This window comes from Desmospora profundinema, from assembly GCF_031454155.1.
GTDB lineage: Bacteria > Bacillota > Bacilli > Thermoactinomycetales > DSM-45169 > Desmospora > Desmospora profundinema.
Genome location: NZ_JAVDQG010000002.1, coordinates 125136 through 150801, shown reverse-complemented (window position 1 = coordinate 150801; position 25666 = coordinate 125136). Strand labels below are relative to the sequence as shown.

The window sequence follows — 25666 nt, the reverse complement described above, 5'->3', positions numbered from 1 at the left end:
TTTATTGCTTGCTATTACCGGTGGAAGGGGTGAAGAAAAATGGGGCGGTATATCATTCAGAGGGTTACCTATATGATTATTACTTTTTTAGTGATTGCGACGTTGACCTTTTTTTTAATGGTTACCTTACCGGGATCTCCCTTTAATGACAAAAAAATGACGGAATCACAAAAAGAAAGGCTGTACGAACGCTATGGATTGGATAAGCCTATTTCTGTTCAATATGTCCTCTACATGAAAAACTTGTTCAAGGGAGATTTGGGTGTCTCTTTCCAATATGACGGACGTTCAGTCACTCAAATTATCGGGGAAAGAATCGGAGCTTCCGCCATTTTGGGCGCCCAGGCACTGATTTTGGGAACGGCCGTGGGGCTGTTGTTGGGGATGGTTGCCGCCCTGCGTCATAATACATGGTTGGATTACGGTTCGATGCTGATCGCGGTGCTGGGCTTGTCCGTTCCTTCTTTTATTTTTGCAGGGTTGCTTCAATATGGAGTGGGCGTGAAGCTGGGATGGCTTCCGGTCGCTTTTTGGGAGGGATTTGAATACTCCATTCTCCCTACCCTTTCATTAGCGGTTTTTGTTGTGGCTACGATTGCCCGTTTTATGAGAGCGGAAATGTTGGAGGTTTTAGGACAGGACTATATGGTTCTTGCCAAGTCGAAGGGGTTGAGCGATGCAGGAACGTTGATTCGTCACGGAATCCGAAACGCCCTCATCCCTGTTGTGACCATTTTAGGTCCGATGACCGTCTCTTTAATGACAGGAACGTTGGTCATTGAAAAGATTTTCAGTGTGCCGGGTTTGGGTGAGCAGTTTGTAAAATCCATCATGACCAATGACTATCCCGTGATTATGGGAGTGACTTTGTTTTATAGTGCTCTCTTTATCAGTGTCATCTTGATCGTCGATATTTTATACGGGTGGATCGATCCGAGAATTCGCTTGGCGGGAAAGGAGTGAAGTACATGCAACGATATGACTTGATAAAACTCCCTCCCGGCGACGATTTATTTTGTTTCGCGGACAGAAAAGACCTGGAGAAGGAGGAAGCGATTCGACCCCATATTTCCTTCTGGCAAGACGCATTTAGGCGCCTTCAAAAAAACAAAGCGTCTCTAATGGGGTTGGCTGTGATCCTCGCCATTTCGTTTCTGGCGGTTTTTGGTCCTTTATTCAATGACTACGGGGTTGATGATCAAGATGTGAAGCGAGCCAATCTGCCTCCCAGGGTACCGGTATTGGAACATGTTCCATGGTTGGGGTTGGACGGGACGGATGGACGCGGGGTTCACGTCTATAAGCAAAAAGAAGTCCAAGCGTATTTTTGGTTTGGAACCGATGAATTGGGAAGGGATCTGTGGACGCGAACCTGGGAAGGAACACGAATATCCCTGTATATCGCTTTTCTGGCGGCCTCGATCGATTTGGTCATCGGTGTCTGTTATGGCAGTATTTCCGCGTATTACGGGGGACGGATCGATCATGTTATGCAGCGAGTCATTGAAGTGTTGGTGGGAATCCCCAACTTGATCATCATTATCTTGCTCATCTTGATTTTAAAGCCGGGAATCGTCTCGATCACGCTGGCGATGGTGATCACAGGGTGGATCGGGATGGCTCGGATTGTAAGGGGACAAGTATTAAAACTGAAAAATCAGGAATTTGTATGGGCAGCCAGAGCATTGGGGTCAAAGGATCATCGTCTGATCTGGAAACATCTGATCCCCAATGCTTTGGGACCGATCATTATCACCGCGATGTTTACCATTCCAAGTGCGATCTTTACGGAAGCTTTCCTCAGCTTTATCGGTTTGGGCTTGCAGCCGCCTGTGGCTTCACTGGGGACACTCGTCAATGACGGTTACAAAATACTTCGCATTCATCCTCACCTGATGATCGTTTCATCCATGGTAATCAGTTTCATCATGATTTCCTTTAATTTGCTTGGTGACGGTCTTCGGGACGCCTTGGATCCAAAGCTAAGGAAATAACGGACGGCAGGGGGGAGAGGCATGGGAAAGACGGTTTTGAAAGTCGCGGACCTTTGGGTTTCATTTGACACGTATAGGGGAGATGTTCAGGCGGTTCGAGGGGTCTCATTTGATTTGAATGAAGGGGAAACGCTCGCGATCGTGGGGGAGTCCGGGTCGGGTAAATCCGTTTTGTCCAAGAGCCTGATGCGTTTGGTTCCTCAACCGGGCAAAATCAAAAAGGGGGAGGTTTGGTTTGATGCAAAGAATTTGGTGACTCTCCCAAAGCGAAAAATGGAAAAGATCCGGGGTTCACAGATTTCGATGATTCTTCAAGATCCGATGACCTCCTTAAATCCCACCATGTCGATTGGAAAACAACTGACGGAGAGTTTGTGGCTTCATCATAAAATCGCGGGAAGAAAGGGGAAGGAAAAAGCGGTTGAATTGTTGGACAGGGTTGGAATCCCAAATCCGGAAATGCGCATCAAGCTGTTTCCTCACCAGCTTTCAGGAGGCATGCGGCAGCGAGTCGTGATTGCGATCGCTCTTGCGTGCAATCCAAAGGTGTTAATTGCCGATGAACCGACCACCGCTTTAGATGTCACCATTCAAGCACAGATCCTGGATTTGTTAAGAGACTTACAGAAGCGGGCGGGGATGTCGGTTGTGTTTATTACGCATGATCTGGGGGTGGTCGCCCACCTCGCGGATCGAGTTGCTGTGATGTACGCAGGGAAAATGGTGGAGATCGGTACCGTTGACGAGATTTTTTATTCTCCAAAACACCCTTACACATGGGGGCTTTTAGCTTCCATGCCGCGTCCGGGTCAATCCAAAGATCCATTGTATTCCATCCCCGGCTCTCCCCCGGACCTCCTTCAACCGCCTCCAGGGGACGCTTTTGCACCGAGGAATGAATATGCACTAAATATTGATTTTCAAATGGAACCCCCCCTGTTTCCGATTTCGGATACGCACTATGCGGCTACTTGGCTTTTGCATGAAAGGGCACCTGCGATCGATCCTCCCGATATAGTAGGGAAAAAATCGAGAGAGCGGCTTCAAAGCCGCTCATGCAAAAAAGTGGCGGTAAAATCCAAGGTGCCCCTGTTACAAGTACGAAACTTGAAAAAACACTTTAAAAAAGGAAAGCAAGTGATTCAAGCGGTCGATGACATCAGCTTTGAGATCTACAGAGGGGAAACATTGGGGCTGGTCGGTGAGTCCGGCTGCGGCAAGTCGACGGTGGGGCGGACATTGATGCGCCTGTATGAAAAAACGAGTGGTCAAGTTCTATTTGACGGTGATGACGTTCATGGGAAAAAGAGTGAGGCATGGTTGGGTCAGTTTTATCGTAAGGTTCAAATGATCTTTCAAGACCCGTATTCCTCGTTAAATCCTCGTCAGACCGTTGCGGACATTGTTGCAGAAGGGCTCGACATACACGGGTTGTCTCCAGATCCAGATGAACGCATGAGAAAAATTTATCATTTGGTTGAGACAGTGGGGTTAAGTCGGGATCATGTGCATCGTTATCCTCACGAATTTAGCGGGGGACAAAGGCAGCGGATTGGTATTGCCAGGGCATTGGCGGTAGAACCGGAGCTGATCATCGCAGATGAGCCGATTTCTGCATTGGATGTCTCGATTCAGGCACAAGTGGTAAACCTGCTGAAACGATTACAAGAAGAAAAGGGCTTAACCTATTTATTTATCGCTCATGATCTTTCGATGGTTCACTATATCAGTGACCGGATCGGCGTGATGTATCGCGGGCGGTTGGTAGAGTTGGCCGATAGTGATGAACTCTACCGAAACCCGATTCATCCGTATACCCAATCGCTTCTTTCCGCGATTCCGTTGCCCGATCCGGCAACCGAAAGAAATCGGAAGCGAACGTTTTTTGATGAAAGGCGCTATATGGCAGAAGCGGAAAAGCGGGCTTTTCGAGAAATCGATGATGGGCACTGGGTTATGTGTACAGAAAAAGAGTATCAGGAGTATGTTCAAAAAGAAGCGCTCGTCTGAGCGCTTCTTTTTGGATCTACCTTATTCCATATACGTCCATTTATAGCTGGCTGACACCGCTAACGGATGAGAGACATATCCTTTGACATAAGGTTTCATCAACCGGGCTTGCCCCGTTTGGAACATCGGAGAGATCACAGCATCTTCTTCTATAAAGATGCGCTCTGCTTCTTGAAGCAGGGACCAGCGTTCTTTCGCATCACTTTCGCTTTTGGCTGCATATACAAGACGGTCCGCTTCAGGATTTTTGTAATCGGACCAGTTGTAAGGACCATCAGAAACAAATAGGTCCACAAAGGTGATGGGATCTTGAAAATCCGGATTCCAACCGGAGTAAGATAGTTCATAGTCCATTTTGCTTTCCAGCACGATTTTTTGTTTATTTGGCTGTCGATTGATACGTAAAGATAAACCGGGGAGATTCGTTTCCAACTGGTTTCGGATGTAGGAGGTGACGGTTTTGCTCAGTTCATCGTCATAGGATAGAAGTTCCAACTCCACCTGGTTTACGCCAAGTTCTTTTAACCCTTTCTCCCAATGCTTTTTTGCTTCTTTTACCCCACCGGTGTTAAAGTCGCTGTATTCAGAACGGAAATCTCTACCGTCAGGACCCGTGACAAAGTCTTTGGGAACGAGGTAGTAAGCAGGAAGAGATCCGTTATTCAAGATCTGTTCCGTTAATTCTTTTTTGTCCCAACCCAGATCGATGGCCTTTCGAATATGCCTGTTTTTCAAGAATTCATTCTTTTGATTCATTCGAATAAAATATACTTCCGGTTTGACCATGGTGCTGTATTCCGGACTGTCTTGATAGGAATCGACAAACTCTGCACTTAGATTGACGATGTCGATGTCGTTGGATTCATATAAATTGACAGCAGTAGAGGTATCTTTGACGACCTTGACCTTCACTTTGTCCAATTTGACCGTATCGGCATCCCAATAATCCGGGTTCTTTTTCAGTTCCCATCCTTCTTCGTGTTTCCAGTTATCCAGGATAAAAGGGCCGTTAAAGATTAAGTGCTCGGTTTCGAGGCCATATTGATCCCCCTGGGAATCCACAAACTCCTCATTTTGGGGAAAGAAAGAGGGAAACGACACCAAGCTGAGAAAGTAGGGGACCGGCTTTTCCAGCTTTACTTCCAATGTATAGTCGTCAATCGCTTTCACTCCCAGCTTGTCTACGTTTCCATACAGCGAACTGCTTTTATCCTGAATAGCCGCGGCGTTTTTGATATCATCAAAAAGATAGGCGTAAATGGAAAGAGAATCCGGGTGCAGGGACTTTTTCCACGCATAGATGAAATCGTGTGCGGTGACAGGGGTGCCGTTACTCCATTTGGCTTTCCGTAGGTGAAAGGTGTAGGTTTTACCGTCTTGACTTACCTCATGGGATCGGGCGATCCCGGGGATTGGTTTGCTGTCCTTTCCAAATCGGTACAACCCTTCAAACACGTTGTTAATAACACTTTGGGACAACACATCCAACGTTCCGGTGGAATCCATCGTGGGAATCTCATTTCCCGCCGTTATGCGCAGTACTTGCTGCATCTCCGCACCAGACTGTGAGCTTTCTCCATAACACCCCACGAAAGCAAAGATGAAGACAAAGAGCAGAATCCCGATACAACTTTTTTTTATCACCAGGTTTTCCCCCTCCCAATCGTACTACAGTTGCATTTGTACGAAGCGAGTATAGGAGCGTGGGTTGGTCGGGCTGGCGGGCTGTCTTCGATCTCTTGCAAAAAGCGCAAAGGATCGCAGCCATCCCACCACCCTCCCTTCTCACATCTGCCTCTGCTCTTTATCCGTACAACTGTAGTCATAGGAACGTTCTTGTGAACAAAGGGCGATCATCCCCTCTCCCGCCCAGTCAAGACAAACAATTTGCAATAATCATGCCAAAATGTTTCTGCATTTCCCGCTTTGCCCAGTGCCAAAAAAACCATACACAACTGTCCAAAACCAAGGAAACGTGTACGATTGACTTGACAAATGATTCATCGGGCTACAATGGTATAATGACTCCATCCATATGAACGAAAAAGGGGAGGGTGAAGATGGAAGCGAACCGTCACCTGATCATTGTCGGTATGATGGGAACGGGAAAGACCGCGTTGGGGGAGAAATTGGCTCCCCTGACCGGATTGCGGCTGGTGGATACGGATGCCGAAGTGGAACGCAAGGCGGCAAAATCCATTCCCCTCATCTTTTTGGAAGAGGGGGAGGCGGGTTTTCGCCGTCTGGAAAAAGAAGTGTTGACGGAGGTTCTCATGGGTCCCCCTTCCCTCATTACCACCGGCGGCGGAATTGTATTGAATCCGGACAATGTGGAAGCCATGAAAAAAGCGGGTTGGGTTGTCGCGTTAAAGGCTGATCCCGACGAACTAATCCATCGCTTGCGGGGAGACACCCAACGCCCGCTTTTGGCCGGTGACTTAGTGGAGAAGGTACGGCGTTTATCAAGGGAAAGGAAGCATGCCTATGATTTTGCAGACTTCATCCTGGATACCACCGGTTTGACACCGGAAGAGGCGGCACATCGGGTGTGGGAGGCATGGAAACAGTCTGCGCGGAGCGAACGGGTTTAAAGAATCACCCCCTGGTTATCCTAAAAATCAGGGGGTGATTCCGTGTCGTCTCAGGATTATATCAAATTCTTGGTTCAGGAAATGGTCCGTTACATGGACACACCGAAACAGAAACGAAAAGAGGTTCGGCAACAGCGGAAAGAACAACGTCCGGGGTGGATGGCCCACTGGTTCGGGATGGTTCCGTTCGGTGTGAAAATGTTTGCCGATAAGCAACGAAATCGTTTGTTACGGGATGGTGGTTCCAAATGAAACAGAAAAACCAGGCATTTCGCTTGGTCAATCTGGAGGCTCGTTCCGATGCCATCCGTCGGATCAGTGAGGCCGAATCGGAATTGAAGGAGATATTGGATACTCCCGTTGCCCTCATCGCCTATGTAAAGGAAAACGATGAAAACCAAGTGGAGGAAGGAAGGCGAGAACCTTGAACCAGCGTGTCGCTGTTGAACAGGGATTGTCTCAGGTAAGCCAATATTTGCGTCAACAGGGTTGTGACGTCGTGGATCTGTCGGCTGATCAAATGGCTGCCGCCGAATGCGATTGCTGTGTCATTTCCGGAGAGGATAAAGATATGATGGGTATGCAGGATACGCAATCGGACCAGGTTGTGATCAATGCCGAGGGCATGACGGCGGAAGACGTGTACCAAGCGATTCAACGACGGATGAACCGGACACAGTAAGTATCGGATGAATGGTGGGATCCAGGGAGCCAATCGACTTTGGCTCCTTTTTTGTACCGGGAAAATGAGATATAATGATGAAAGTTGAACACATTAGTTTCTGTGCGACCAAAGGGGCGATTTCATGTATCATCGCACGCAGACACGGCCGGTGAAGGTGGGCAACATCCAAATCGGCGGCAATGATCAAGTCGTGGTGCAGAGCATGACCATGACCAAAACCCATGATATAAAAGCGACAGTGGAGGAGATTTTGCGCCTGGAAGAGGCGGGGTGCCAAATCGTTCGGGTGGCTTGCCCGGACCAGCGGGCAGCCGAAGCCATTCCCCACATTAAAAAAGAAGTGAATATCCCACTGGTGGCGGATATCCATTTTGATTACCGTCTGGCGTTGAAAGCGATTGAAGGCGGTATTGACAAAATCCGGATCAACCCGGGGAATATCGGAAAAAGGGAAAAAGTAGAAGAAGTAGTCCGCGCGGCCAAGGAGCGTGGCATTCCGATGCGAATCGGAGTAAATGCAGGCTCCCTGGAACGACGCATTCTGGAGAAGTATGGGTACCCTACTGCCGATGGCATGGTGGAAAGTGCCCTGTTCCATATCGGCATTTTGGAGGATCTGGATTTTCAGGATATCATCGTCTCTCTCAAAGCCTCCGACGTGCCGCTGGCCATTGAGGCCTATACCAAAGCAGCGGAACGGATCCCGTATCCGTTGCATCTGGGTATCACGGAGTCGGGTACGCTCTTTTCCGGCACGGTGAAAAGCGCGGCAGGGATGGGAGCGATTTTGTCCAAGGGCATTGGTTCCACCATGCGGATCTCCCTCAGCGCCGATCCGGTGGAGGAAGTAAAGGTGGCCCGTGAGCTGTTGAAAAGCTTTGGCTTAGCAGCCAATGCCGCCACCCTGATCTCTTGTCCCACTTGCGGCCGGATTGAAATCGATCTGATCTCCATCGCAAATGAAGTGGAAGAATACATCTCCAAAATCAAAGCACCCATCAAGGTTTCGGTATTGGGATGCGCGGTAAACGGGCCGGGTGAAGCAAAAGAAGCCGATATCGGAATCGCCGGTGCCCGCGGAGAAGGCCTTCTCTTCCGTCACGGGGAGATTATCCGCAAAGTTCCGGAAGAGACCATGGTGGAAGAACTGAAGAAAGAAATCGACAAACTGGCGGAAGAACACTACCGCAAACAAAAGATGGAAGAGCAAAAAGCATAAGCAAAAAAAGGCCCCCTTCCAAAGAAGGGGGCCTTTTTTTGGATGAAAATGGGCTCCTGTTCCGACAGGAGCCCATTTTATTTATTCCTTAGTGAGACGGATATCTTTTTTTAAAGAAGGAGCATGCGGGACTTCCGACTTTAGTGCTTTAAATAGCGAAGCGCTGATGAAGAGAAGTAAAACGGTGAAGGGCAGAGCGGCCACCAACGATGCAGTCTGAAGGCTTTGCAATCCACCGTTTAGGAGGAGGACGGCTGCAATGGCGGAAATTAGAAAGCCCCAGATCACTTTGACCATCAGAGGAGGATTGAGGCTCCCGTTGGATGTCATTGAACCCAGAATATAGGTGGCGGAGTCTGCTGATGTGATCAGGAAAGTGAAGATCAACAAAATGGACAGAACGGAAAGCAAAAAGGTAAACGGCAATTCGTTGAATGTGACGAATAATGCGGTGGTTACGTCATTGTTGACCGCTTCCGCAATTTGAGTTCCGTTGAACAGATCGAAGTTGAGAGCCGTTCCGCCAAAGACGGCGATCCACACCAAGGCGATCAGGGGCGGGATGATCAAAACGCCCATCACAAACTCGCGGATGGTTCGGCCTCGGGAGACCCTGGCTACAAAAGCACCGACAAACGGAGACCAGGCCGTGACCCAAGCCCAGTAGAATATCGTCCAGTCTTGTACCCATGTCCCGCCGGTATAGGGGGTCATTCGGAAACTCAATTGGACGAAGTTTTGGATATAGTCTCCGATTCCCAGAATCAACGTTTCCAAAATGAATACGGATGGACCGGAGAAGAAAACAAAAACCATTAATCCGAGGGCCAAACCCAGGTTGAGGTTACTCAGGGTATTTAATCCCCCGGTCCAAACCGGTTACGGATGAAGTTAGGTAGAGGATAAGCAATACTCCGATAATCCCCAACTGCATCATGTTGTTGTTTGGAGTTGAAAATACGGTATGCAGACCGCCGTTGATTTGAAGGACACCCATCCCGAGAGAGGTGGCCACACCCATGACGGTGGCGATGACTGCTAATGTGTCGATCGGTTTGCGCAGATACCCTTTTTCCCCTTTTCCGATTAACGGATTAAACGTGGTGGAGATCAGACCGTTTTCTTTTTTACGGAACTGAAAGTATGCGATGGCCAATCCGACGATGGTAAAAACGGACCATTGACTGATTCCCCAGTGAAAAAAGGAGTATTGCATCGCTGTTCGCGCCGCAGCGGGGGATTGCTCTTCCAGCCCGCCGGTGGGGGGCGTAAAGAAGTGGCTCATTGGTTCGGCGACACCCCAGAAGACCAATCCCACACCGAAACCACAACTGAACAGCATTCCGATCCATGTGAAGAATGGATATTCCGGTTGATCCTCATCGTTGCCCAGTTTGATGCGTCCAAACCGGGTGAAAGCCAGGAACAGACAGAAGCCGACAAACAAAAAGACAGAGAGCAAATAAAACCAACCGAATGCATAAGTGGTGAAGCTGAAGGCATGGTTTGCAACATTTTCAAACCCGGCAGGAAACGAAATTCCCAATACAACGAGAAGAAAGATGACGATGGTGGAAACCCAAAATACCGGGCCAAGCTTTTCGCTTTTTTTCAAAAGTTTTCCCCCTTCGTTTGGATCGAGTTTCCAGAGATGATCCCCCTTCACGGTATCGAATGACACCCCCTTTTCGCAAATGACCTTTTCCGATGAAATGTGGACCATATCCGGAAAAAGCGAACTTGCCACAAAGAGGAAGTCTCATCCTGCCTAATACTCCAGGTTGCTCCTTATAACGACGGATTGATCGCCATAAGTCTGTATGGAGAAAATCCCAATCCCTTGTTTTAGTACGGATGGATAAGAATGGGCTCTTCTTTCCATACTAAGATCGATTCAATGATGATGATAAGGAGGGTATAAGATGAGCGGTTGGTCTCGACTCGCTTTAATCTTAGTTGTTGTGGGAGCGTTAAATTGGCTCTTGATAGGGCTGTTTCAATGGGATTTGGTATCGGCTTTGTTCGGCGGTGAAGCCATCCGGGCTTCTTCCTGGTTCAGCCGAGTGATCTATACCATTATCGGCCTGGCTGGAATATACTGTATTAAATTCCTGTTTGAAGCCAGAACCCCTGCCGGCAATGTGGAGTAATCCTCCGAAAGTAAAACTTGGGAACCACAGTGACCGAGATAAGGATGGTACCGTAAGTGACCCAAGAGCGCCGATCTCCATAAAAGGAGAGCCGGCGCTTTGTTTGGTTGTGATACAATCAATCCGGTTGATTATTTTGAATAGGATGGGGTTGGGGCTCGAAATTCGATGTTGGGGGAGACGAAATGATGAAGCCGTTGATCGGGTTAACCTTATCCTATCGCCACCGGGAAGGGTATTGGCAACTGAGCAGGGATAACAGTGAAGCGGTGTGGTCTTTGGGCGGGATGCCGGTGGCTCTCCCATACACGGAGGACATCCATGCGATTAAAGCTTGGGCTCACCGATTGGACGGCCTGGTTTTAACCGGTGGAAATGACATTGATCCGCATTTGTTCGGGGAAGAGCCGATTCCGGGTTTGGGTGAAGTAGAACCGGAAAGGGACCAGGTGGAGACCGCGCTGGTTCGTGAGATGATCCGCCAGGGAAAACCGGTTTTGGCTATCTGTAGAGGGTGTCAAATATTGGCGATCGCATTGGATGGGGATATGTATCAAGACTTGGCCAGTCAACGTCAAGGCCTTTTGCAGCACAGCCAGCGCGCCCCCCGCTCCCATGCTTCTCATTCCATCCGAATTCGAAAGGGAACCCGACTGCACCGCTTGGCCGGTTCAGATACGGCAAAGGTGAACAGCTTTCATCACCAGGCTGTTCGGCGGGTACCGGCATCCTGCATCTTATCCGCCACTGCGCCGGACGGAGTGGTGGAAGCGTTTGAAGGGAAGGGAGGCGATTTTTTGATGGGGGTGCAGTGGCATCCGGAGAATATGGTGAAACAGGATCCCTTGGCACGGGCATTATACCGCGATTTTATCGAAGCTTGTATGGAAACGGCCAAAAAACAGACCCCCGTCCATCCGAACGAATACCGGTGACGGGGATCGAGCTGAGAGAGCGGCAGTTATATTTTTGTATCTTTTTCTCCTTGCACGTAGCGAGCATTAAACAAAAACAACCTCATCAACAGAATCAAGGAAGGGATCAGCAACAGCAGACCGGCGATAAAGGCGATGACGAGTGCCCATCCCATCGTTGTATTGGTCAAAGCTGACTGAATCGTCACATAGGGGTACAACAGATAGGGCAAGTGGGATGCCCCGTAACCGAAGAAAGCGAAGAAAAACTGGAGCATCACGAGAACAAATGCCCACCCCAGGAATCGCTTTCTCCAGATGAGCCAGACGGCACCCAAAAAGAAAAGCAATGAGCACGCAAACATCCATCCGTATGAAAAGGCGGCTTGTTCAAAATGGATGGGATTGTGACGGGATAAAGCGGCAAAAACCAGCAAGCTGGCCAAGATGGTGGGTCCGCTCCAAGTCAGGGCATATCGACGAAGAACTCCCATCGCAGGATAATCACCGGCTTTGAAGGCATAATACGTCAGAAAACTGGCGCTGATGAACAAAACGCTGACCAAGGCCAGAAATATCACCGACCAGGAGTAAGGACTGGTGAACAACTCCCAAGCTAAAAAGCGGATCTCCCCTTCCGGGGTTTTCTCAATGAAACCCCCTTCGGAAATGGTGAGCACCGTTGACAGGGATGCCGGGATGAACAGGCCCGTCACCCCGTATAAAAAGAGGGAGGTTCGACTTCTGCGGGCTCCGTAATTGGCAAAGGCATAAAAGGAACCGCGGATGGAGAGAAGCAACAGCGCCACCCCGCCGGGGATCAGCAGTGCGGTTCCGTAGTAATAAGCGGTGTCGGGAAAGAAGCCGACGATCCCGACGAAGAAAAAGACGAGAAACACATTGGTCACTTCCCAGACCGGCGACAGATAACGGTCAATGATCTGGTTGATCAGGTGTTCTTTTTTGGTAAGGACACTGTAATAAGAGAAAAAACCGGCTCCAAAGTCGATGGACGCCACGATGAGGTATCCATACAGGAATGTCCATAGGACGGTGATTCCAATCAATTCCAGCGACATCTTCTATCCATCCCCTCATCCTTCGATTCCCCGTTCTTCTAGCTCTTTTTCAGCCGGACGGTTTTTGAACAGTCGAAGAAGCACGATGCTGGCGAAAACGGCCAGGGCGAGATAGAGAGCGGTAAACAGGACCAGCAACACCCCCACATTGTCAGCAGTAGTGGAAGCTTCACTCACTCTCATGATTCCCCGAATGATCCAGGGTTGCCGTCCCACCTCTGCATAAATCCATCCGAACTCAATCGCCAAGAAGGAAAGGGGTGCCGCCCATACAATCCCACGCAACAGCCATGGGTGATAGGGGTTCTTTCCGCGTAACCAGAGCCAGATAAACAGAGCCGATATCAAAATCAGATAGAGGCCGATGATCACCATCCCGTCAAACAGATAGTGGATCCACAGGGGGGGGCGCTCATCTTCGGGAAATTCGTTTAATCCGATAATCTCCGCATCAGGAGTGCCTCCCCCCAATATACTCAGTGCCCATGGGATCTCCAGTGCGCCTCGCACTTCCTGGTTTTCATCGAGCCAACCGAACAAAATTAACGGAGCAAATCGTTGCGTCTCAAAGTGCCACTCTGCCGCGGCCAGTTTTTCCGGCACGTGCTCGGCCAGGAATTTACCGGATAGATCGCCGGCCAAGGCAGTCGCAAGGGCGAGAACCAACCCGAGGATCATGGTCAGTTTCAACGCTTTTTTGTAATAAACGTGGGACCGTCCTTTAAGCAAATGCCAGGCGGCAATGGCTGCAAGCAAGAATGCACTGGTGAGATAGGCCGATGTCAAGACATGTGCCACTTTCGTGGGTGTGGCTGGATTGAACATGGCCGCAAGGGGTTGAATATTTACCACTTCCCCGTCCGGGCTCAGTGAAAAACCGGCAGGAGTATTCATGAAGGCATTGACCGTGGTAATAAAAACCGCTGATAGGGATGCTCCCAACACGATCGGAATCGACATGAGCCAATGGTAGATCGGCTTTTTAAACCGATCCCACGTGTATAGGTAGATGCCTAAGAAAATCGCTTCAAAGAAAAACGCAAAGGTTTCCAAAAACAGTGGCAAGCTGATAATATTACCGGCCAACTGCATGAACCGCGGCCATAAGAGGCTCAGCATCAAGCCGATACAGGTTCCGGTTACCACCCCGACGGCTACGGTAATGACAAAACCGCGGGTCCAGCGACGAGCCATCAGGATATAATGGGGATCTTTTTTGTATATTCCCCACCCTTCGGCGATCGAGATGAATATCGGGACTCCTACGCCGATGGTTGCCCAAATGATGTGAAAGGCCAGGGTTTCCGCTGTCAGGATTCGGCTTAATATGGTGGGATCCATGGCTTTCTCCTCCCCAATCCCTTTTTACGGACATCATACCCCTGTTGTATATGTGAATAAATACACAAACTCGGATCGTCATAAAATTTTCACGGCTTCGACAACAGATCCACAATAATAAGACACAAAACTGTTGGTTAGTTGAGTTGGGTAGATTGAGCCATCTTTGGATGAAAAGGAGATTGTTCATTATTGAACAAATAGGAACAAAAAGAAACAAAATCGTCTGGAAGTCCTATAGTCAAGCATAGGGGATCACGCTATGCTGATGCCATGGTACTCTTGCTGCTTTATATCGTGGGGATCAACGGCTATGGTTGTCTGATCATGTGGCGTGACAAACAACAAGCGGTCCGAGGGGGGTGGCGCGTTTCTGAAAGGCACCTGTTTACTGCGGCCTTGGCGGGTGGCGGTGCCGGTGTATGGTTAGGGATGAAGCAATTTCGTCACAAGACGACCCGACCCGCTTTTCGAATCGGGATTCCTTGTATAGCGGTCATTAACGGGCTATTGTTTGCCTTGGTACTGTTTGGGTTGTGGTGATCGTTTTTCTGCATGATCTTGGATGATGTTCGATTCCCCCTTTGTTGCAAACTAATGGACAAAGGGGTGACAGGATGAAAGCGATCATGACAGGATGGTTGGTTCTTATTTTCCTTTGCGGCTGCACGCTCCAACCTCCTCCCCCTCCCAAACAGGCTGAAAATCTCCCTCCGTTGGAACAGGTGAAGCAACCCGCTTCCATGTTGATTTTGACAGACGATGAGCGACGCTGGGAATTGGATCTGGCCGAAGTGGGCTTTGACGGTGTAGATCCCACCACGTTGGACCGCGGGGCTTTTTTCCGGTGGCTGGCCAATCACGTCGAATCCGAGGTGAATCGTCCGCCCATGTCTGCCCACTTTGAAAAGCGGGAATTAAAACCCCACCGGGATGGGAGACAAGTGGACCGGGATGAATTGGAAGGGTGGCTGGACCATATCCATACCCACCTGAATAAGGTATCGGAGTTGCCTATTCAGGTATGGAAACCGGCAATCACCACCAAAACCCTGCTCCGAATTAAGGAAAAGCGTCTGGGATCCTATGGGACTCGCTATAATCCCCGCAATGCCAATCGGACCCACAACATTCTCCTGTCCACTCGGGCCATCGACCATGTGGTGTTGGCGGAAGGAGAAGTGTTTTCCTTTAACCAGGTGGTGGGGATGCGCACTCCAGAACGGGGTTACAAACCGGCTCCCGTGATTGTACGGGGTGAGTATACCGAAGGGATCGGCGGGGGGATCTGCCAGACTTCTTCCACCCTGTTCAACAGTGTGGAACGGGCGGGTCTGCGGGTATTGCAGCGGGTAAGCCACAGCAAGAACGTCACCTATGTGCCAAAGGGACAAGATGCTACCGTCTCCTGGGGAGGGCCGGACTTTCGGTTTCAAAATCAATTAAATGAGCCCATATTGGTGGTGGCAAATGCAAACAGGGGATGGCTGGTTGTGGATATTTACGGATCCGGAGATACGTCCCACCGCCCCCGACCGACACCAGAGCCGCCAAAAGAGGAACCGGACGTGGAAAAGGTGCCTCCCAAGAAGCAACAGCCGCTGAATCAAGAGGCGGAGGAATACCGAAACCGTCCCTTGATGCGGGAGGAGTTGGAACAGAAGCAATCGTGAAGGGGCTTGAGAGGGAAGAACGGGAGGGATCATTCCCTCCTTCTCTTCGTCTGTTTTTTTTCGCGCTTTTCCAAATAACGTGTACCCTTGCCTAAATGGATCATCATGGACAACACACCTCTCATAGACTGGAGTAAACAGGAGGGTTGAAAACGACTTTTTTTCAATGATTTGGGATCGAGAAAACCGCTTTATGACGGGGATTGCTGTGATACTGTTCGCGAAATGCAAATATTTTTCATAGATCCTCTTCCGGCTCTTTGTTATAATAAGTACCGTTCTTCAGACCGCCTAAGGTGAAGGAGGTATTGGATGAAGAAAACCTTAATCATTACGTTGGGGATTCTAAGCATCCTTCTTTTATCAGGCACGGCTGTGGCATATGCCATGATGCAAAAAGAAGTTACCATTTCGTTTAGTGATAAAGATGAAAGCATCACCACCAGCGTTCTGAAGGGAACGCCGGCCAGCATCTTGGACAGCGAAGGCTACGACCGGGAGCAGCTGGAGGAGCAATATGAACCCAGCGTTGCTTGGGATACCCCGATCCAAGAGGATACGAAAATCCACTTGACCTGCAACTGTGAAGTCACCTTGAAAGTAGGTGCCGAAGACGGCAAAAAGGTGAAAACCATGCAGCCTACTGTGGGGGACTTCTTGGAAGAACAAAAGGTGAAAGTGGGCAAGAACGATCAGGTTAACGCCGTTATGGATCAGAAGATTACCAATGATTTGACGATCGTTGTTGACCAGATCGAAAAACGTGTCCAAAAGAAAGTGGAAACAACAGACTTTCAAACCAAGGAAGAAAAAGACCCCAACCTTCCTGAAGGTGAGAAAAAAGTCACGCAAGAAGGAAAAGAAGGGAAGGAAATTTACCAGGTAACCGCCCTGTACAAGAACGGCAAAGCGATGGTGACGGACAAGAAGCTGATTGAAAAAGTGGATCCGGTCCAGCGGATTGTCAAAGTCGGATCCGGCAAAGCAGCAACGGCTTCCAGTGAGAAAAAAGAGACGGAACTGGCCTCCTCCGGCGGTTCCCGCATCGCCGGATTGAAGTACTCCAAAACAATGAATGCTCAGGCAACGGGTTACACCCACACGGGGAATCCGACTGCCACCGGAGTGATGCCCAAACGGGGGACCGTCGCGGTGGATCCCAGTGTGATTCCGTTGGGAACGAGACTCTACATACCGGGTTACGGCCAAGGAGTGGCCCAAGATACCGGTGGAGCTGTTCGCGGGAATATTGTCGACCTCTTCTTTGAAACGCGGGAAGAAGCGATTCAGTGGGGACGGCGTAACGTAACGGTTTATATCTTGGAATAGTGGCTTTGGTCATTATTTTTCGCACCCTGAGGATCTTTACATCCCGGGGTGTTTCTCTTTATGATGGATGGAGAAAGGGAAAGTGGGAATTGCATCAGTCTTTTCCAAATATTTTTGTAAAAATGGGTCCGTTTCATATATACTACAGAAAAGGACTCTTCAATGGGATGTGTTGCCATGGTTGGTCGCAATGATCCTTGTCCTTGCGGAAGTGGTCTAAAATACAAAAAATGTTGTGAGCGGGTTGTCACGATCCGATCCGCTGAACAGGTTCGTGAAGAGAGGGAATTAAAGGCTAAAACCAAACTGCTCCAAGATCTCATTCACTGGTTTAAGAAACGATTTTCTGGGGAAACCGAAAAGAACTGGTCTCGGAAATTTAAAGAAGATTTGAATTTGACCTTGGATCAACCGATTCCCCGTCACTTCGCGTTCGCTTACCAGTTTTGGCTTCTTTTTGATGCCCCCTGCCTGGACGGGCTCCGCCCGGTGGAAGCTTGGGTGGAGAGAAGGGGACGCCCGACGGACCAGGAACTGCTGGCGGAACTGTGTCGGGTTCATTTGGATTGTTATGAGGTGAAGGAAAAAAAGGAGGGGACATTCGTTCTCTATTCCTTATCGGACGAAGGAAATTATACCGTTTCACAGATGGAAGGGGTTTCCCCCGGTATGCTCCTGGTCACTCGCCTCTCCCGATTGGGTAACCGTCATGAGTTGTTTGGCCCATATACGTCTTTTGGGGTGGAGATGAGAGGGGAGATAGAAGTGTATCTAAAAAATAGATCCCGTGATGGGGAGTTGAACCGGGAATTTTGGCAGCAAAACGGCTTGCAGATTCTTGGTTGGATGATGCAACGAGCGCGGGAAATGGATCAATTGGAGAAGATGGCGGCTTCCGCCGATGCCGCTCGGGAAGTAGCCTCCGCTGCGGAAGAGGTGAACACTCCGGCGTTCGCCCCCGAGAAAAAGGATCCACTTCCGCAGCTTCCGGTGTTATCTTCTGACGAAGCAGGGATGCCGGAGGTGGTGGAGCAGCAACTGGATCAATTCCAGAACCGGTATGTGAGTCAATTACAACCAAAAACCCAGGACTTGTATTTGGACTCTCTTCACTTATTTCGGGAATATATCGCTTTTCACTTCGGCAGGCATTTTACCTGGTCCGAGTTGAAAGAAGAGGTGTTCTCCCACTTTTTCGGTGTATGGTATGTGGATCAAGGAGTAGGCGGTCCGATTCGATCCAAGATTTTTCTCAACACGATGAAACATCTATTTCGGTGGCTGAGAGATGAAGCCATCTGTGATCGTTACCCGGCGTTTGCCCGCGTGTACACGGATCTGATCCGGGACCTGCCGAGAAGCTTTGAAGCCCGTAAATGGCTGTGGGAAAATGGAGTGGCACAAGAGTCGGATGAACCTTCCTTAGCGGCCAAAGGAACATACATGCTGACGATTTCATCTGCAGGGGCCAGCCTGGATACGGGAGAAACTTGGATCCCTATTCAGCTGAATACGCGAAGCTGGCCTCCAACTTGGCTGGAAAACCGCTTTTGGGTACGTGGCACGATCCATCTGCAACGAGACGAAAGCTTGATCACAGAAGTGGAGGCGGTTTATCCTTTTTTTCAACTGAAACAGGTGGAAGTGGTGTCATGACCGGTAATTCCCGTCCGATGGAGCTTGAGAGAGGGTGTACACTGCTACCCGGGCTGGTGGTGGATTTGTTCAGTTCAGAACCGTAAAACCCCCGCAACCGATAAAGGATGCGGGGGTTTTTGCGTGGAGTGGTTCACCGGATGCTGTTGATGATCTGAAAGAGGAATACTGCCATAATCAAAAGTGGTGTCACCCACCGGATGATGAGGGACCACAAGGCTTTTGCCGGCATTCCCTTGTCGTCCGAGCCTTTTGCTTCTGACAGCATGAGGCGAACGCCCCACTTCCAACCGACAAACAGCACGACGATCAATCCGCTCAACGGAAGTAAGATGTTGGATGCTACGAAATCCATGGAATCAAAGATCGGCAGATCGCCAATCAGATGGATATCCGCCAACGAGCTGAACGAGAGCGTAGCGGGAACACCCAGCAGGAAGACAATACCTCCCACAAACCAAGTGCCTTTCCGGCGAGCCAGGCGGTGTTCATCTTCCAGGTAGCGAAGGGGCACTTCCAAAAGAGAAATGGCCGATGTCAACGCAGCTACACTCAATAAAAAGAAGAACAGGATCGCGAAGAGATCACCGGCAGGTAATTGTGCAAACACCGCTGGCAAGGTGATGAAAACCAGAGGGGGTCCGGCATTTGGCTCGTATCCCAGGGAGAAAACAGCGGGGAAAATAGCTAAGCCTGCAGCCAGAGAGACAAGTGTTGAAAAAAGAACGACATTGCCTACGGCACCGGGTATGCTTTCTTTTTTGGAAAGATAGCTGCCATAGGTGATCATGGTGCCCGCACCAACACTCAGAGAGAAGAAGGCCATCCCGAGCGCTTCAAAAAAAGTGGTCCAGGAAACCTGGGACCAATCGGGGAACAGTAGAAACCGTACCCCTTCCATCGCACCGGGCAACGTGACGGCCCGAACCACCAGAATCATCAGCATGATCCCTAAGAGCGGCATCAGAAATTTGTTTGTTCGTTCAATCCCTTTTTGCAAGCCGAACAAACATACCGCCATGGTAAGGCCCAAAAAGGCTGCCTGCCAGATTACCGGGGACCATGGGTTTACAATGAACGAGCCGAAACGGGCTTCTGCTTCGTCAATGGTGATGGACCCAAACGTGCCTGTGATGGCGTCTAAAGAGTAAGCCAGTGTCCATCCGCCGATGGAACTGTAAAAAGCCAAGATGATGACGGTGGCGACGATTCCAATATATCCGCTCAGAAACCAGGGAGTCCCTGGGGCATGATGACGGTAAGCGCCGATGGGGTTTTTTTGTGAGGAACGTCCCAACACAATTTCACTTAACAGCACCGGCAGGCCAAGGAGCAGAATCGATAACAGATAGATAAGGACAAATGCGCCTCCGCCGTTATCCCCTGTTACAAAAGGAAACCGCCAGATACTGCCTAATCCGACGGCGGAACCGATGGAAGCTAGAATAAAGCCCATTTTTCCCGACCATTGTTCGCGGGATTCGTTGGATATGGATGCCACGAGTAAAGTCAGTCCTCCTTGTGTGGATAAGCTTGGATTAGTTGAATCCAATTTTTTAGTTTAACACAGCAAAGCGGAACCGTCCGTAAGAAAAGATTGGAATAACGTGATTTCGCCTCGGTGAAAGGGTTCAATCGCTTTGGCTGGAACCTTTCCCCTTGCCCGGAAGAGTCGGATTTTCTTGCTCGTCTTATGATAATTTAAGGCAGAGGAGAAATAATAAAAACTGCACTCAACGATCAGGTAAAGGGGGCGTTGCGTTTGTTTCGCTTTTTCAATCAGGAGCAAGATCGGGCCAACCAAACGGCTGATGATCGCAAGATCGATGAACTGATGAACGAAGTGGGAAACGAGCTGGGAATCGATCGTGATTCCAGAGAAAAGCTCTCCTCCGAGAAAGCGAGAGAGTTGGGTCAACGGATGAAAGAAGAAATCAAAAAACGCACCTAAGATGAGTTGAGTGTTGCAGCACCCCAGCGGGGTGCTGCTTTTTCATACTTCATCTTTACGGAGTGAGTGAAAATTCAATTTTACGGGAGAGTGGGACGGGAATGGAGATAAGAGACGATTTCTGCTAATTTATCGTTGGCGGCTTCCACGATAGGGGAAGGAATGTCTGCTTTGTTTGATTGGAAACGGGACGAGCCTCTGTTACAGTGGATGGAGGGCTCACCCAGACGCATCATCGGGCAGGTGTCCCGTTCCCCGGCAGAATGGGGATAAGTAGGGATCCGAAGCCGGTAGACATGGCCGGATGCACTGTCCTGGATACGAATGTCATACTGGCCAGAGCGGCCGACAAACCCTTGGGAGCGGAGGGTGCTGTCTACGTGGTCCTTCGTCCGGATCAACCCGGCAATCGACTTGATTCTCAGTCTCAAAGGGCAACCTCCTTTTGGACGAAACCCTTCCAGTAGTCGTCCTGAAAGGGCAACCTCCACACGGATCGGATGTGGTGTTCAAGCTGATAACCCAAATCAGGCGAAGAAATAAACGTAAAAGCGCCAACATTTGCATTACCCGGTACGAGTCTCGCCTCAGCCAAAGGTATTTTCATCCTATGAATGGCAAATCAACGGTATGAATGGGACATGGTAAAGGGTACGGGAAAGTTTTACAGCGGTTGAAAGGGGAATGGCCGATTGAAACGATGGGATCTACATGTGCATACGACGGCTTCCGACGGGATGATGACTCCGGAAGACGTTGTTTATCTGGCCCGGGAAGCGGGATTGTCGGGAATTGCTTTAACCGATCACGATACGGTTGAAGGGGTGGAACGGGCCAAGGCCGAAGGAGAAAAAAGAGGGATTGATGTCATCGCCGGTGTGGAAGTGAGCACGTTGGCCAACGGTCAGGATATTCATGTTTTGGGTTATTTCATGGATGTCCACGATTCCCGGTTATTGTCCAGACTGAAGGGGCAAAGGGAGGTCCGGCAAAAACGAAATGGATTGGTTGTGGAACGACTGCGCCAATTGGGGGTGGATATCCGTCTGGAGGAAGTGTTAGCCAAAAAGCGGGAGGATGGAACGAATGTGGGACGCCCTCATATCGCAGAGGTGCTGATTGAAAAAGGAGTCGTAAACAGCATGGATGAAGCGTTTGACCGCTTTCTCGGAAAAGATGGAAAAGCCTATGTCACTACTCCGCGCTTGACTCCGAAAGATGCCATCGGGTTGATTCGGGAGGCGGGAGGGGTTCCGGTGTTGGCTCACCCCGGTCTGTATGGAGATGATTGGCTGGTTTGTCGGTTGGCGGAGTCGGGTCTGGCCGGGATCGAGGTCCGTCACCCCGATCATGACCAAGAGATGGAACAGCGCTACAGGGATATCGCTGCCAAACACCAGTTGATCGGCACCGCTGGATCCGATTTTCACGGCGAACGACACGGTTCCATGTATCACGCTCCTTTAGGTACTTGCACTGTAGAAGGTTCCGTAGTGGAACAACTCCAAAACCGGCGGAAACCGACATAACAATAGCCGACCCCCTCTGGGGATCGGCTTTCTTTTACGGAATCGCTTTGGTCATTGTTTTGTGAGGGATGCCTGCATCATCAAACGGTTCTCCAAAATCACGGTAGCCCAAGCGGTGATAAAAAGGGAGGGCCTGAACCTGGGCGTTCAGCACCATCTCTTTTTTTCCCCGTTCAGTTGCTACCGTTTCCGCCTTTTCCATCAGAAGCTGTCCGATTCCACATCCGCGGTGACTGGCAAGGACAGCGAGGCGCTCCAGCTTTGCCGTGGTTTCCGATGGAAAGCGGACTCGGGCGGCTCCGATTGCTTCGTCTCCTTCGAGGGCCAACAGATGCACCACGTCTGGATGAGAATCCCAATGGTCGATTTCCAGAGACGGGGGAACGTTTTGCTCATCGACAAACACCTGATGCCGGATGGTGAATGCTTGTTTTTTTCGGTCCGGGTGATCCGCGACTCGGACGACAGCCATGATGGGGTTCTCTCCTTAATTCCCTCTTAACAGGAAAGTCTGGTAAATGGTCCAGGATCCGTTTTCCAACTGGTACAACAGGTGAAAGCGGTCCACGCGTGTTTGCAGATCGAACCGATTCATGCGGAGACTTCCGTATACATCGTGCAGTTCATCCTCGAACATCTTTTGCCCAATCGTAATGTGGGGGATAAACTTGTATCCGCTCTCATGATGCAGCATGCCGGAGTTGATTTTCTCATGTAAGGTGTAGACGTGTTCCGATTCTTCCACTGCGACATAGATGACATGATTCGTGGGGTAAAAGGTGCTCACTTTGGTCAGGTTGATGTCAAACGGAGAAGCCTCACGGGATACCTGATCCAGATCCTCAATCGCATGAGGCAACTGGCTGTCTTCCAACTCAAATGCTTCCTTTAGCGTGATATGGGGTGGAATCAGAGCATAGTGAGGATCGTAGCGCTTCCGGTAAGAGTTAACAAAATCCTGTACTTTTTTTTCAGGAAAAATGACAATCCCGTATTTCATGTCGCTCCCTCCTTGGATTCGGCTGAAAGAATCTTGGAATAATACCGTTGTTCAGCCTGACTTTGTGGTCTGCTCCTTCGGGGCATCCGCGGGCCACGCATCATCCCAGGCGAAGAGCTGAAAATCCCAATTGCAAAGATGCCTCGTCCTACAATTATAACGCCTTCTTTCATACGAATAAAGGGCACCTGCAGGATCTTCGCTTTTCTGGAAACCGTTCAACCGCTCTTTCTATCTCCCCCAGAAATAAATGGGGGTATTCACGGACCTGTGATAAAATGGAGAAGGCTTTCATGGGGAAGGCCGAAGGGAGGAGAATGGATGAAGAGACGTGTGCACAGCAATGAAGTAAAAAAAGCGGCGATGGAGCGTCTGCACAAACGGGGAGTGACTGTGGAAGGGATCGCAGAGATTGTCTTTCGTATGCAGGCTCCCTACAGTGAAGAATTAACCATGAAGCATTGTGTGGACAGTGTCATCGCCGTGCTGGAAAAAAGGGAAATCCAACACGCCATCCTGGTGGGAGTGGAACTGGATGTGTTGGCTGAAAATAATCAACTTTCTGAACCTCTTCAATCCATTGTGGAATCGGATGAAGGACTGTTTGGCTGCGATGAGACTCTTGCTTTGGGGTCTGTGTTGGGCTATGGCAGTATCGCTGTTACGACGTTTGGTTATTTGGATAAGAATAAAATCGGTCTGATCAAGAAGCTGGATACCAAAAAAGACGGGCCGGTCCATACTTTTCTGGACGATTTGGTGGCCAGCATCGCTGCTTCCGCTTCAAGCAGGCTTGCTCATCGAATTCGGGACGAGGAAGAAGCTGGTAAAAGAGGGGGAGACGCGGTCCGGAATGAGGCAGGTTAATAGGACGCCCGGTGACTGGGAGCACCGGGCGTTTCCCTCCCAGTTACACACAAAAAAACCGGACCAGGTGCCCGGTCAATAACAAGGAGGGAACAATTGTCCGCAGGATCCGGATGTTGAACAAGAGCAATCCGATTTCGGTTGCTGATCCATCGTATGAAAGAGGCGGGATGCCCGTTTGGATTTTTCGGCAAAATGGCCGGGTGCCTGAGCATGAAACCTCCCTTGCTTTGCCAGACTAATGTCAAGGAAAGACCGAAATCGAGGGGGGAACATCGGTGGCCGGTTGGATTTATTGGGCCAAATTGTACGAAACTCGTTTTCAAGCACGATGTCTGGCGGCACGGATGGAGGAGGACTGGTGGATTTATGGATATGAGAGTCCGGCCGAAGTGGAAGTGTATCAATCCAAACGGGGCCGCTACGGGGTTCGTTATATGTGGGAATCGGGGAACCAGGAAACCCGCAAACGCATCTGAAAAAATCACCAAAAAAATATTGAAAAACCCCTTGCATCCAAAATGGATATCATGTATATTAGTATATGTCGCTGCCGCGGGGTGGAGCAGTTGGTAGCTCGTCGGGCTCATAACCCGAAGGTCGCAGGTTCAAGTCCTGCCCCCGCAACCAGTTATGGAGCTGTGGTGAAGTTGGAGTTCACGCCGGCCTGTCACGCCGGAGGTCGCGGGTTCGAGTCCCGTCAGCTCCGCCATATATCCCCCTAGGGCCTATAGCTCAGTTGGTAGAGCGGTCGGCTCATAACCGATTGGTCACAGGTTCGAGTCCTGTTGGGCCCACCACAACCGGAATTTTTGTGGGCAGTTAGCTCAGGGGGAGAGCGCTACCTTGACACGGTAGAGGTCACTGGTTCGATCCCAGTACTGCCCACCACGAAACTCTTGATTTTTATCAAGGGTTTTTTTGTTTATATCCATAAAAAAAGCTGCCTCCAGGCAGCCTCTTATAGCTCACTGTTGCTGCATGACCTGATTGGCCGCTTGCAGATCGACCTGGATCTGTTTGGAGAAATCTTTGGGATTGTACAGTCCTTTTCCTTCCATGTATCGAAAAACCTGCTCATGCATATGGATCGCATCATTTAGCTGTTGTTGAATGGCCTGCCGGACTTCGGGAGTGGATGCCTCCGTCAATGCGTAAGCGCTGTTGCGAACAGCGGTTTTTGCGCTCACTAAGAAATCAGCGGCAATCATATCGTCGTTCATGGCAGGCAAGGCCCCGTTTTGCATCTGTCCCATCGGGTTCATTGTTGTCCCCTCCTTTATTGAACTTGTGCGTTGGACAACAATCCTTGAAGTTGTTGAATGTGTTGTCGCCCGGTTTGTAAATCTTGTTGAATCAATGCTTTCAACTGTGGATCTTGGACCATGTTTTGCATCATGCCCGCTTTGGCGGCACAGCAATTCTTAAACATCAACAATTCATGGACTTCCGCTGCTTCGTGTACAGCCAGGTTCATGTTTGACACCTCCAACGATTAATATGGAGGTTGCAACCATTGCTTATACATGATGAACCAAAAAGATCCCGGTCCGAGGTACTCCGATATCCCTACCCCTCTATCGTTGGAACGGCATTAATCTCCTTCTGATGGAGCAGTGAAAACTGTGTCTTTTTTCTTTGTTTGTCCATGATACAATGATAAAACAGTGAAGATCAG

At 49.7% G+C, this 25666-nt stretch carries 27 protein-coding genes, 4 tRNA genes and 1 pseudogene; 22 read left to right on the top strand and 10 right to left on the bottom strand.

Annotation, left to right across the window (positions count from 1 at the left end; translation table 11 throughout):
* Positions 1-39 precede the first annotated feature (39 nt).
* Genes opp3b through JOE21_RS04395 form a run of 3 tightly spaced genes read left to right on the top strand, consistent with a single transcriptional unit; the run spans position 40 to position 4004 of the window.
* On the top strand, positions 40-963 hold the full coding sequence (gene opp3b, locus JOE21_RS04405; protein WP_309862871.1) for an oligopeptide ABC transporter permease: 924 nt from the start codon (positions 40-42) through the stop codon (positions 961-963).
* Between the two features lie 5 nt (positions 964-968).
* Positions 969-1994, top strand: coding sequence for an oligopeptide ABC transporter permease (gene opp3C / locus JOE21_RS04400; RefSeq protein ID WP_309862868.1), 1026 nt, complete (start codon positions 969-971; stop codon positions 1992-1994).
* A gap of 21 nt (positions 1995-2015) precedes the next feature.
* Entirely contained in the window at positions 2016-4004 is a 1989-nt protein-coding gene (locus JOE21_RS04395; protein ID WP_309862865.1) for an ABC transporter ATP-binding protein, read from the top strand.
* Between the two features lie 21 nt (positions 4005-4025).
* On the opposite strand, the gene JOE21_RS04390 is transcribed toward JOE21_RS04395, so the two are convergent.
* A complete protein-coding gene (locus JOE21_RS04390) occupies positions 4026-5648 on the bottom strand; it encodes a peptide ABC transporter substrate-binding protein (protein WP_309862863.1) in 1623 nt (540 codons plus the stop codon).
* Positions 5649-6064: 416 nt separating this feature from the next.
* On the opposite strand from JOE21_RS04390, the gene JOE21_RS04385 reads away from it, so the two are divergent.
* From JOE21_RS04385 to ispG, 5 genes are all read left to right on the top strand, one after another.
* Positions 6065-6595 (top strand): shikimate kinase, encoded by a 531-nt coding sequence (locus JOE21_RS04385; RefSeq protein ID WP_309862859.1) that lies wholly within the window; start codon positions 6065-6067, stop codon positions 6593-6595.
* 42 nt (positions 6596-6637) lie between these two features.
* Positions 6638-6847, top strand: coding sequence for a YqzE family protein (locus JOE21_RS04380; protein WP_309862857.1), 210 nt, complete (start codon positions 6638-6640; stop codon positions 6845-6847).
* Positions 6844-7023, top strand: coding sequence for a hypothetical protein (locus JOE21_RS04375; protein ID WP_309862854.1), 180 nt, complete (start codon positions 6844-6846; stop codon positions 7021-7023). Before JOE21_RS04380 ends, JOE21_RS04375 begins: the two co-directional genes overlap by 4 nt.
* A complete protein-coding gene (locus tag JOE21_RS04370; protein WP_309862851.1) occupies positions 7020-7277 on the top strand; it encodes a YkuS family protein in 258 nt (85 codons plus the stop codon). The genes JOE21_RS04375 and JOE21_RS04370 overlap by 4 nt, the downstream gene beginning before the upstream one ends.
* Positions 7278-7401: 124 nt before the next feature.
* Positions 7402-8499, top strand: coding sequence for a flavodoxin-dependent (E)-4-hydroxy-3-methylbut-2-enyl-diphosphate synthase (gene ispG, locus JOE21_RS04365; RefSeq protein ID WP_309862848.1), 1098 nt, complete (start codon positions 7402-7404; stop codon positions 8497-8499).
* Positions 8500-8580: 81 nt separating this feature from the next.
* Here the strand turns inward: ispG and JOE21_RS04360 are convergent.
* Positions 8581-10114, bottom strand: a pseudogene (locus JOE21_RS04360) (BCCT family transporter).
* Between the two features lie 307 nt (positions 10115-10421).
* Between JOE21_RS04360 and JOE21_RS04355 the strand changes: the two are divergent.
* Both JOE21_RS04355 and JOE21_RS04350 read left to right on the top strand, forming a co-directional pair.
* The gene (locus JOE21_RS04355) at positions 10422-10649 is read left to right on the top strand and encodes a DUF378 domain-containing protein (protein ID WP_309862844.1); all 228 of its coding nucleotides are present in this window, start codon (positions 10422-10424) and stop codon (positions 10647-10649) included.
* 188 nt (positions 10650-10837) lie between these two features.
* Positions 10838-11584: a gamma-glutamyl-gamma-aminobutyrate hydrolase family protein gene (locus JOE21_RS04350; RefSeq protein ID WP_309862841.1), complete on the top strand. Its 747-nt coding sequence runs from the start codon at positions 10838-10840 to the stop codon at positions 11582-11584.
* Positions 11585-11610: 26 nt separating this feature from the next.
* On the opposite strand, the gene JOE21_RS04345 is transcribed toward JOE21_RS04350, so the two are convergent.
* Complete coding sequence (locus JOE21_RS04345) at positions 11611-12642, bottom strand: cytochrome d ubiquinol oxidase subunit II (protein ID WP_309862837.1); 1032 nt, start codon at positions 12640-12642, stop codon at positions 11611-11613.
* Between the two features lie 15 nt (positions 12643-12657).
* Positions 12658-13983 (bottom strand): cytochrome ubiquinol oxidase subunit I, encoded by a 1326-nt coding sequence (locus tag JOE21_RS04340; RefSeq protein ID WP_309862834.1) that lies wholly within the window; start codon positions 13981-13983, stop codon positions 12658-12660.
* Between the two features lie 273 nt (positions 13984-14256).
* Between JOE21_RS04340 and JOE21_RS04335 the strand changes: the two genes are divergently transcribed.
* The 4 genes from JOE21_RS04335 (at position 14257) to JOE21_RS04320 (ending at position 18641) form a co-directional block, all read left to right on the top strand.
* Positions 14257-14526: a DUF1294 domain-containing protein gene (locus JOE21_RS04335; RefSeq protein ID WP_309862831.1), complete on the top strand. Its 270-nt coding sequence runs from the start codon at positions 14257-14259 to the stop codon at positions 14524-14526.
* A 74-nt stretch (positions 14527-14600) separates the two neighbouring features.
* A complete protein-coding gene (locus JOE21_RS04330) occupies positions 14601-15656 on the top strand; it encodes a VanW family protein (protein WP_309862829.1) in 1056 nt (351 codons plus the stop codon).
* Positions 15657-15968: 312 nt separating this feature from the next.
* Positions 15969-16985, top strand: coding sequence for a resuscitation-promoting factor (locus JOE21_RS04325; protein WP_309862827.1), 1017 nt, complete (start codon positions 15969-15971; stop codon positions 16983-16985).
* Between the two features lie 177 nt (positions 16986-17162).
* Entirely contained in the window at positions 17163-18641 is a 1479-nt protein-coding gene (locus JOE21_RS04320) for a YecA family protein (RefSeq protein WP_309862825.1), read from the top strand.
* Positions 18642-18774: 133 nt separating this feature from the next.
* On the opposite strand, the gene JOE21_RS04315 is transcribed toward JOE21_RS04320, so the two are convergent.
* A complete protein-coding gene (locus JOE21_RS04315) occupies positions 18775-20142 on the bottom strand; it encodes a sodium-dependent transporter (RefSeq protein WP_309862823.1) in 1368 nt (455 codons plus the stop codon).
* Between the two features lie 261 nt (positions 20143-20403).
* Between JOE21_RS04315 and JOE21_RS04310 the strand changes: the two genes are divergently transcribed.
* On the top strand, positions 20404-20592 hold the full coding sequence (locus JOE21_RS04310; protein ID WP_309862820.1) for a hypothetical protein: 189 nt from the start codon (positions 20404-20406) through the stop codon (positions 20590-20592).
* Between the two features lie 80 nt (positions 20593-20672).
* Here the strand turns inward: JOE21_RS04310 and JOE21_RS04305 are convergent, their stop codons facing one another.
* Positions 20673-21023: a hypothetical protein gene (locus tag JOE21_RS04305; protein WP_309862817.1), complete on the bottom strand. Its 351-nt coding sequence runs from the start codon at positions 21021-21023 to the stop codon at positions 20673-20675.
* Between the two features lie 261 nt (positions 21024-21284).
* Here JOE21_RS04305 and JOE21_RS04300 point away from each other — a divergent pair, with 261 nt between their 5' ends.
* Positions 21285-22121, top strand: coding sequence for a PHP domain-containing protein (locus JOE21_RS04300; RefSeq protein ID WP_309862815.1), 837 nt, complete (start codon positions 21285-21287; stop codon positions 22119-22121).
* A 34-nt stretch (positions 22122-22155) separates the two neighbouring features.
* Here the strand turns inward: JOE21_RS04300 and JOE21_RS04295 are convergent, their stop codons facing one another.
* On the bottom strand, positions 22156-22593 hold the full coding sequence (locus JOE21_RS04295; RefSeq protein ID WP_309862813.1) for a GNAT family N-acetyltransferase: 438 nt from the start codon (positions 22591-22593) through the stop codon (positions 22156-22158).
* A 15-nt stretch (positions 22594-22608) separates the two neighbouring features.
* Complete coding sequence (locus JOE21_RS04290) at positions 22609-23121, bottom strand: YjcG family protein (RefSeq protein ID WP_309862810.1); 513 nt, start codon at positions 23119-23121, stop codon at positions 22609-22611.
* A gap of 321 nt (positions 23122-23442) precedes the next feature.
* On the opposite strand from JOE21_RS04290, the gene JOE21_RS04285 reads away from it, so the two are divergent.
* From JOE21_RS04285 to JOE21_RS04260, 6 genes are all read left to right on the top strand, one after another.
* Positions 23443-23988, top strand: coding sequence for a phosphatidylglycerophosphatase A family protein (locus tag JOE21_RS04285; protein WP_309862809.1), 546 nt, complete (start codon positions 23443-23445; stop codon positions 23986-23988).
* A gap of 278 nt (positions 23989-24266) precedes the next feature.
* On the top strand, positions 24267-24467 hold the full coding sequence (locus JOE21_RS04280) for a hypothetical protein (RefSeq protein WP_309862807.1): 201 nt from the start codon (positions 24267-24269) through the stop codon (positions 24465-24467).
* A 75-nt stretch (positions 24468-24542) separates the two neighbouring features.
* Positions 24543-24618 (top strand) — tRNA-Met (locus JOE21_RS04275).
* Between the two features lie 5 nt (positions 24619-24623).
* A tRNA-Asp gene (locus JOE21_RS04270) sits at positions 24624-24700 on the top strand.
* Positions 24701-24712: 12 nt separating this feature from the next.
* Positions 24713-24788, top strand: a tRNA-Ile gene (locus JOE21_RS04265).
* Positions 24789-24804: 16 nt separating this feature from the next.
* Positions 24805-24879: transfer RNA gene (locus JOE21_RS04260), tRNA-Val, on the top strand.
* A 77-nt stretch (positions 24880-24956) separates the two neighbouring features.
* On the opposite strand, the gene JOE21_RS04255 is transcribed toward JOE21_RS04260, so the two are convergent.
* Positions 24957-25253, bottom strand: a complete 297-nt coding sequence (locus JOE21_RS04255) for a spore coat protein (protein WP_309862805.1) — start codon at positions 25251-25253, stop codon at positions 24957-24959.
* Between the two features lie 14 nt (positions 25254-25267).
* Positions 25268-25465, bottom strand: a complete 198-nt coding sequence (locus tag JOE21_RS04250) for a spore coat protein (protein ID WP_309862802.1) — start codon at positions 25463-25465, stop codon at positions 25268-25270.
* Positions 25466-25666: the final 201 nt, after the last annotated feature.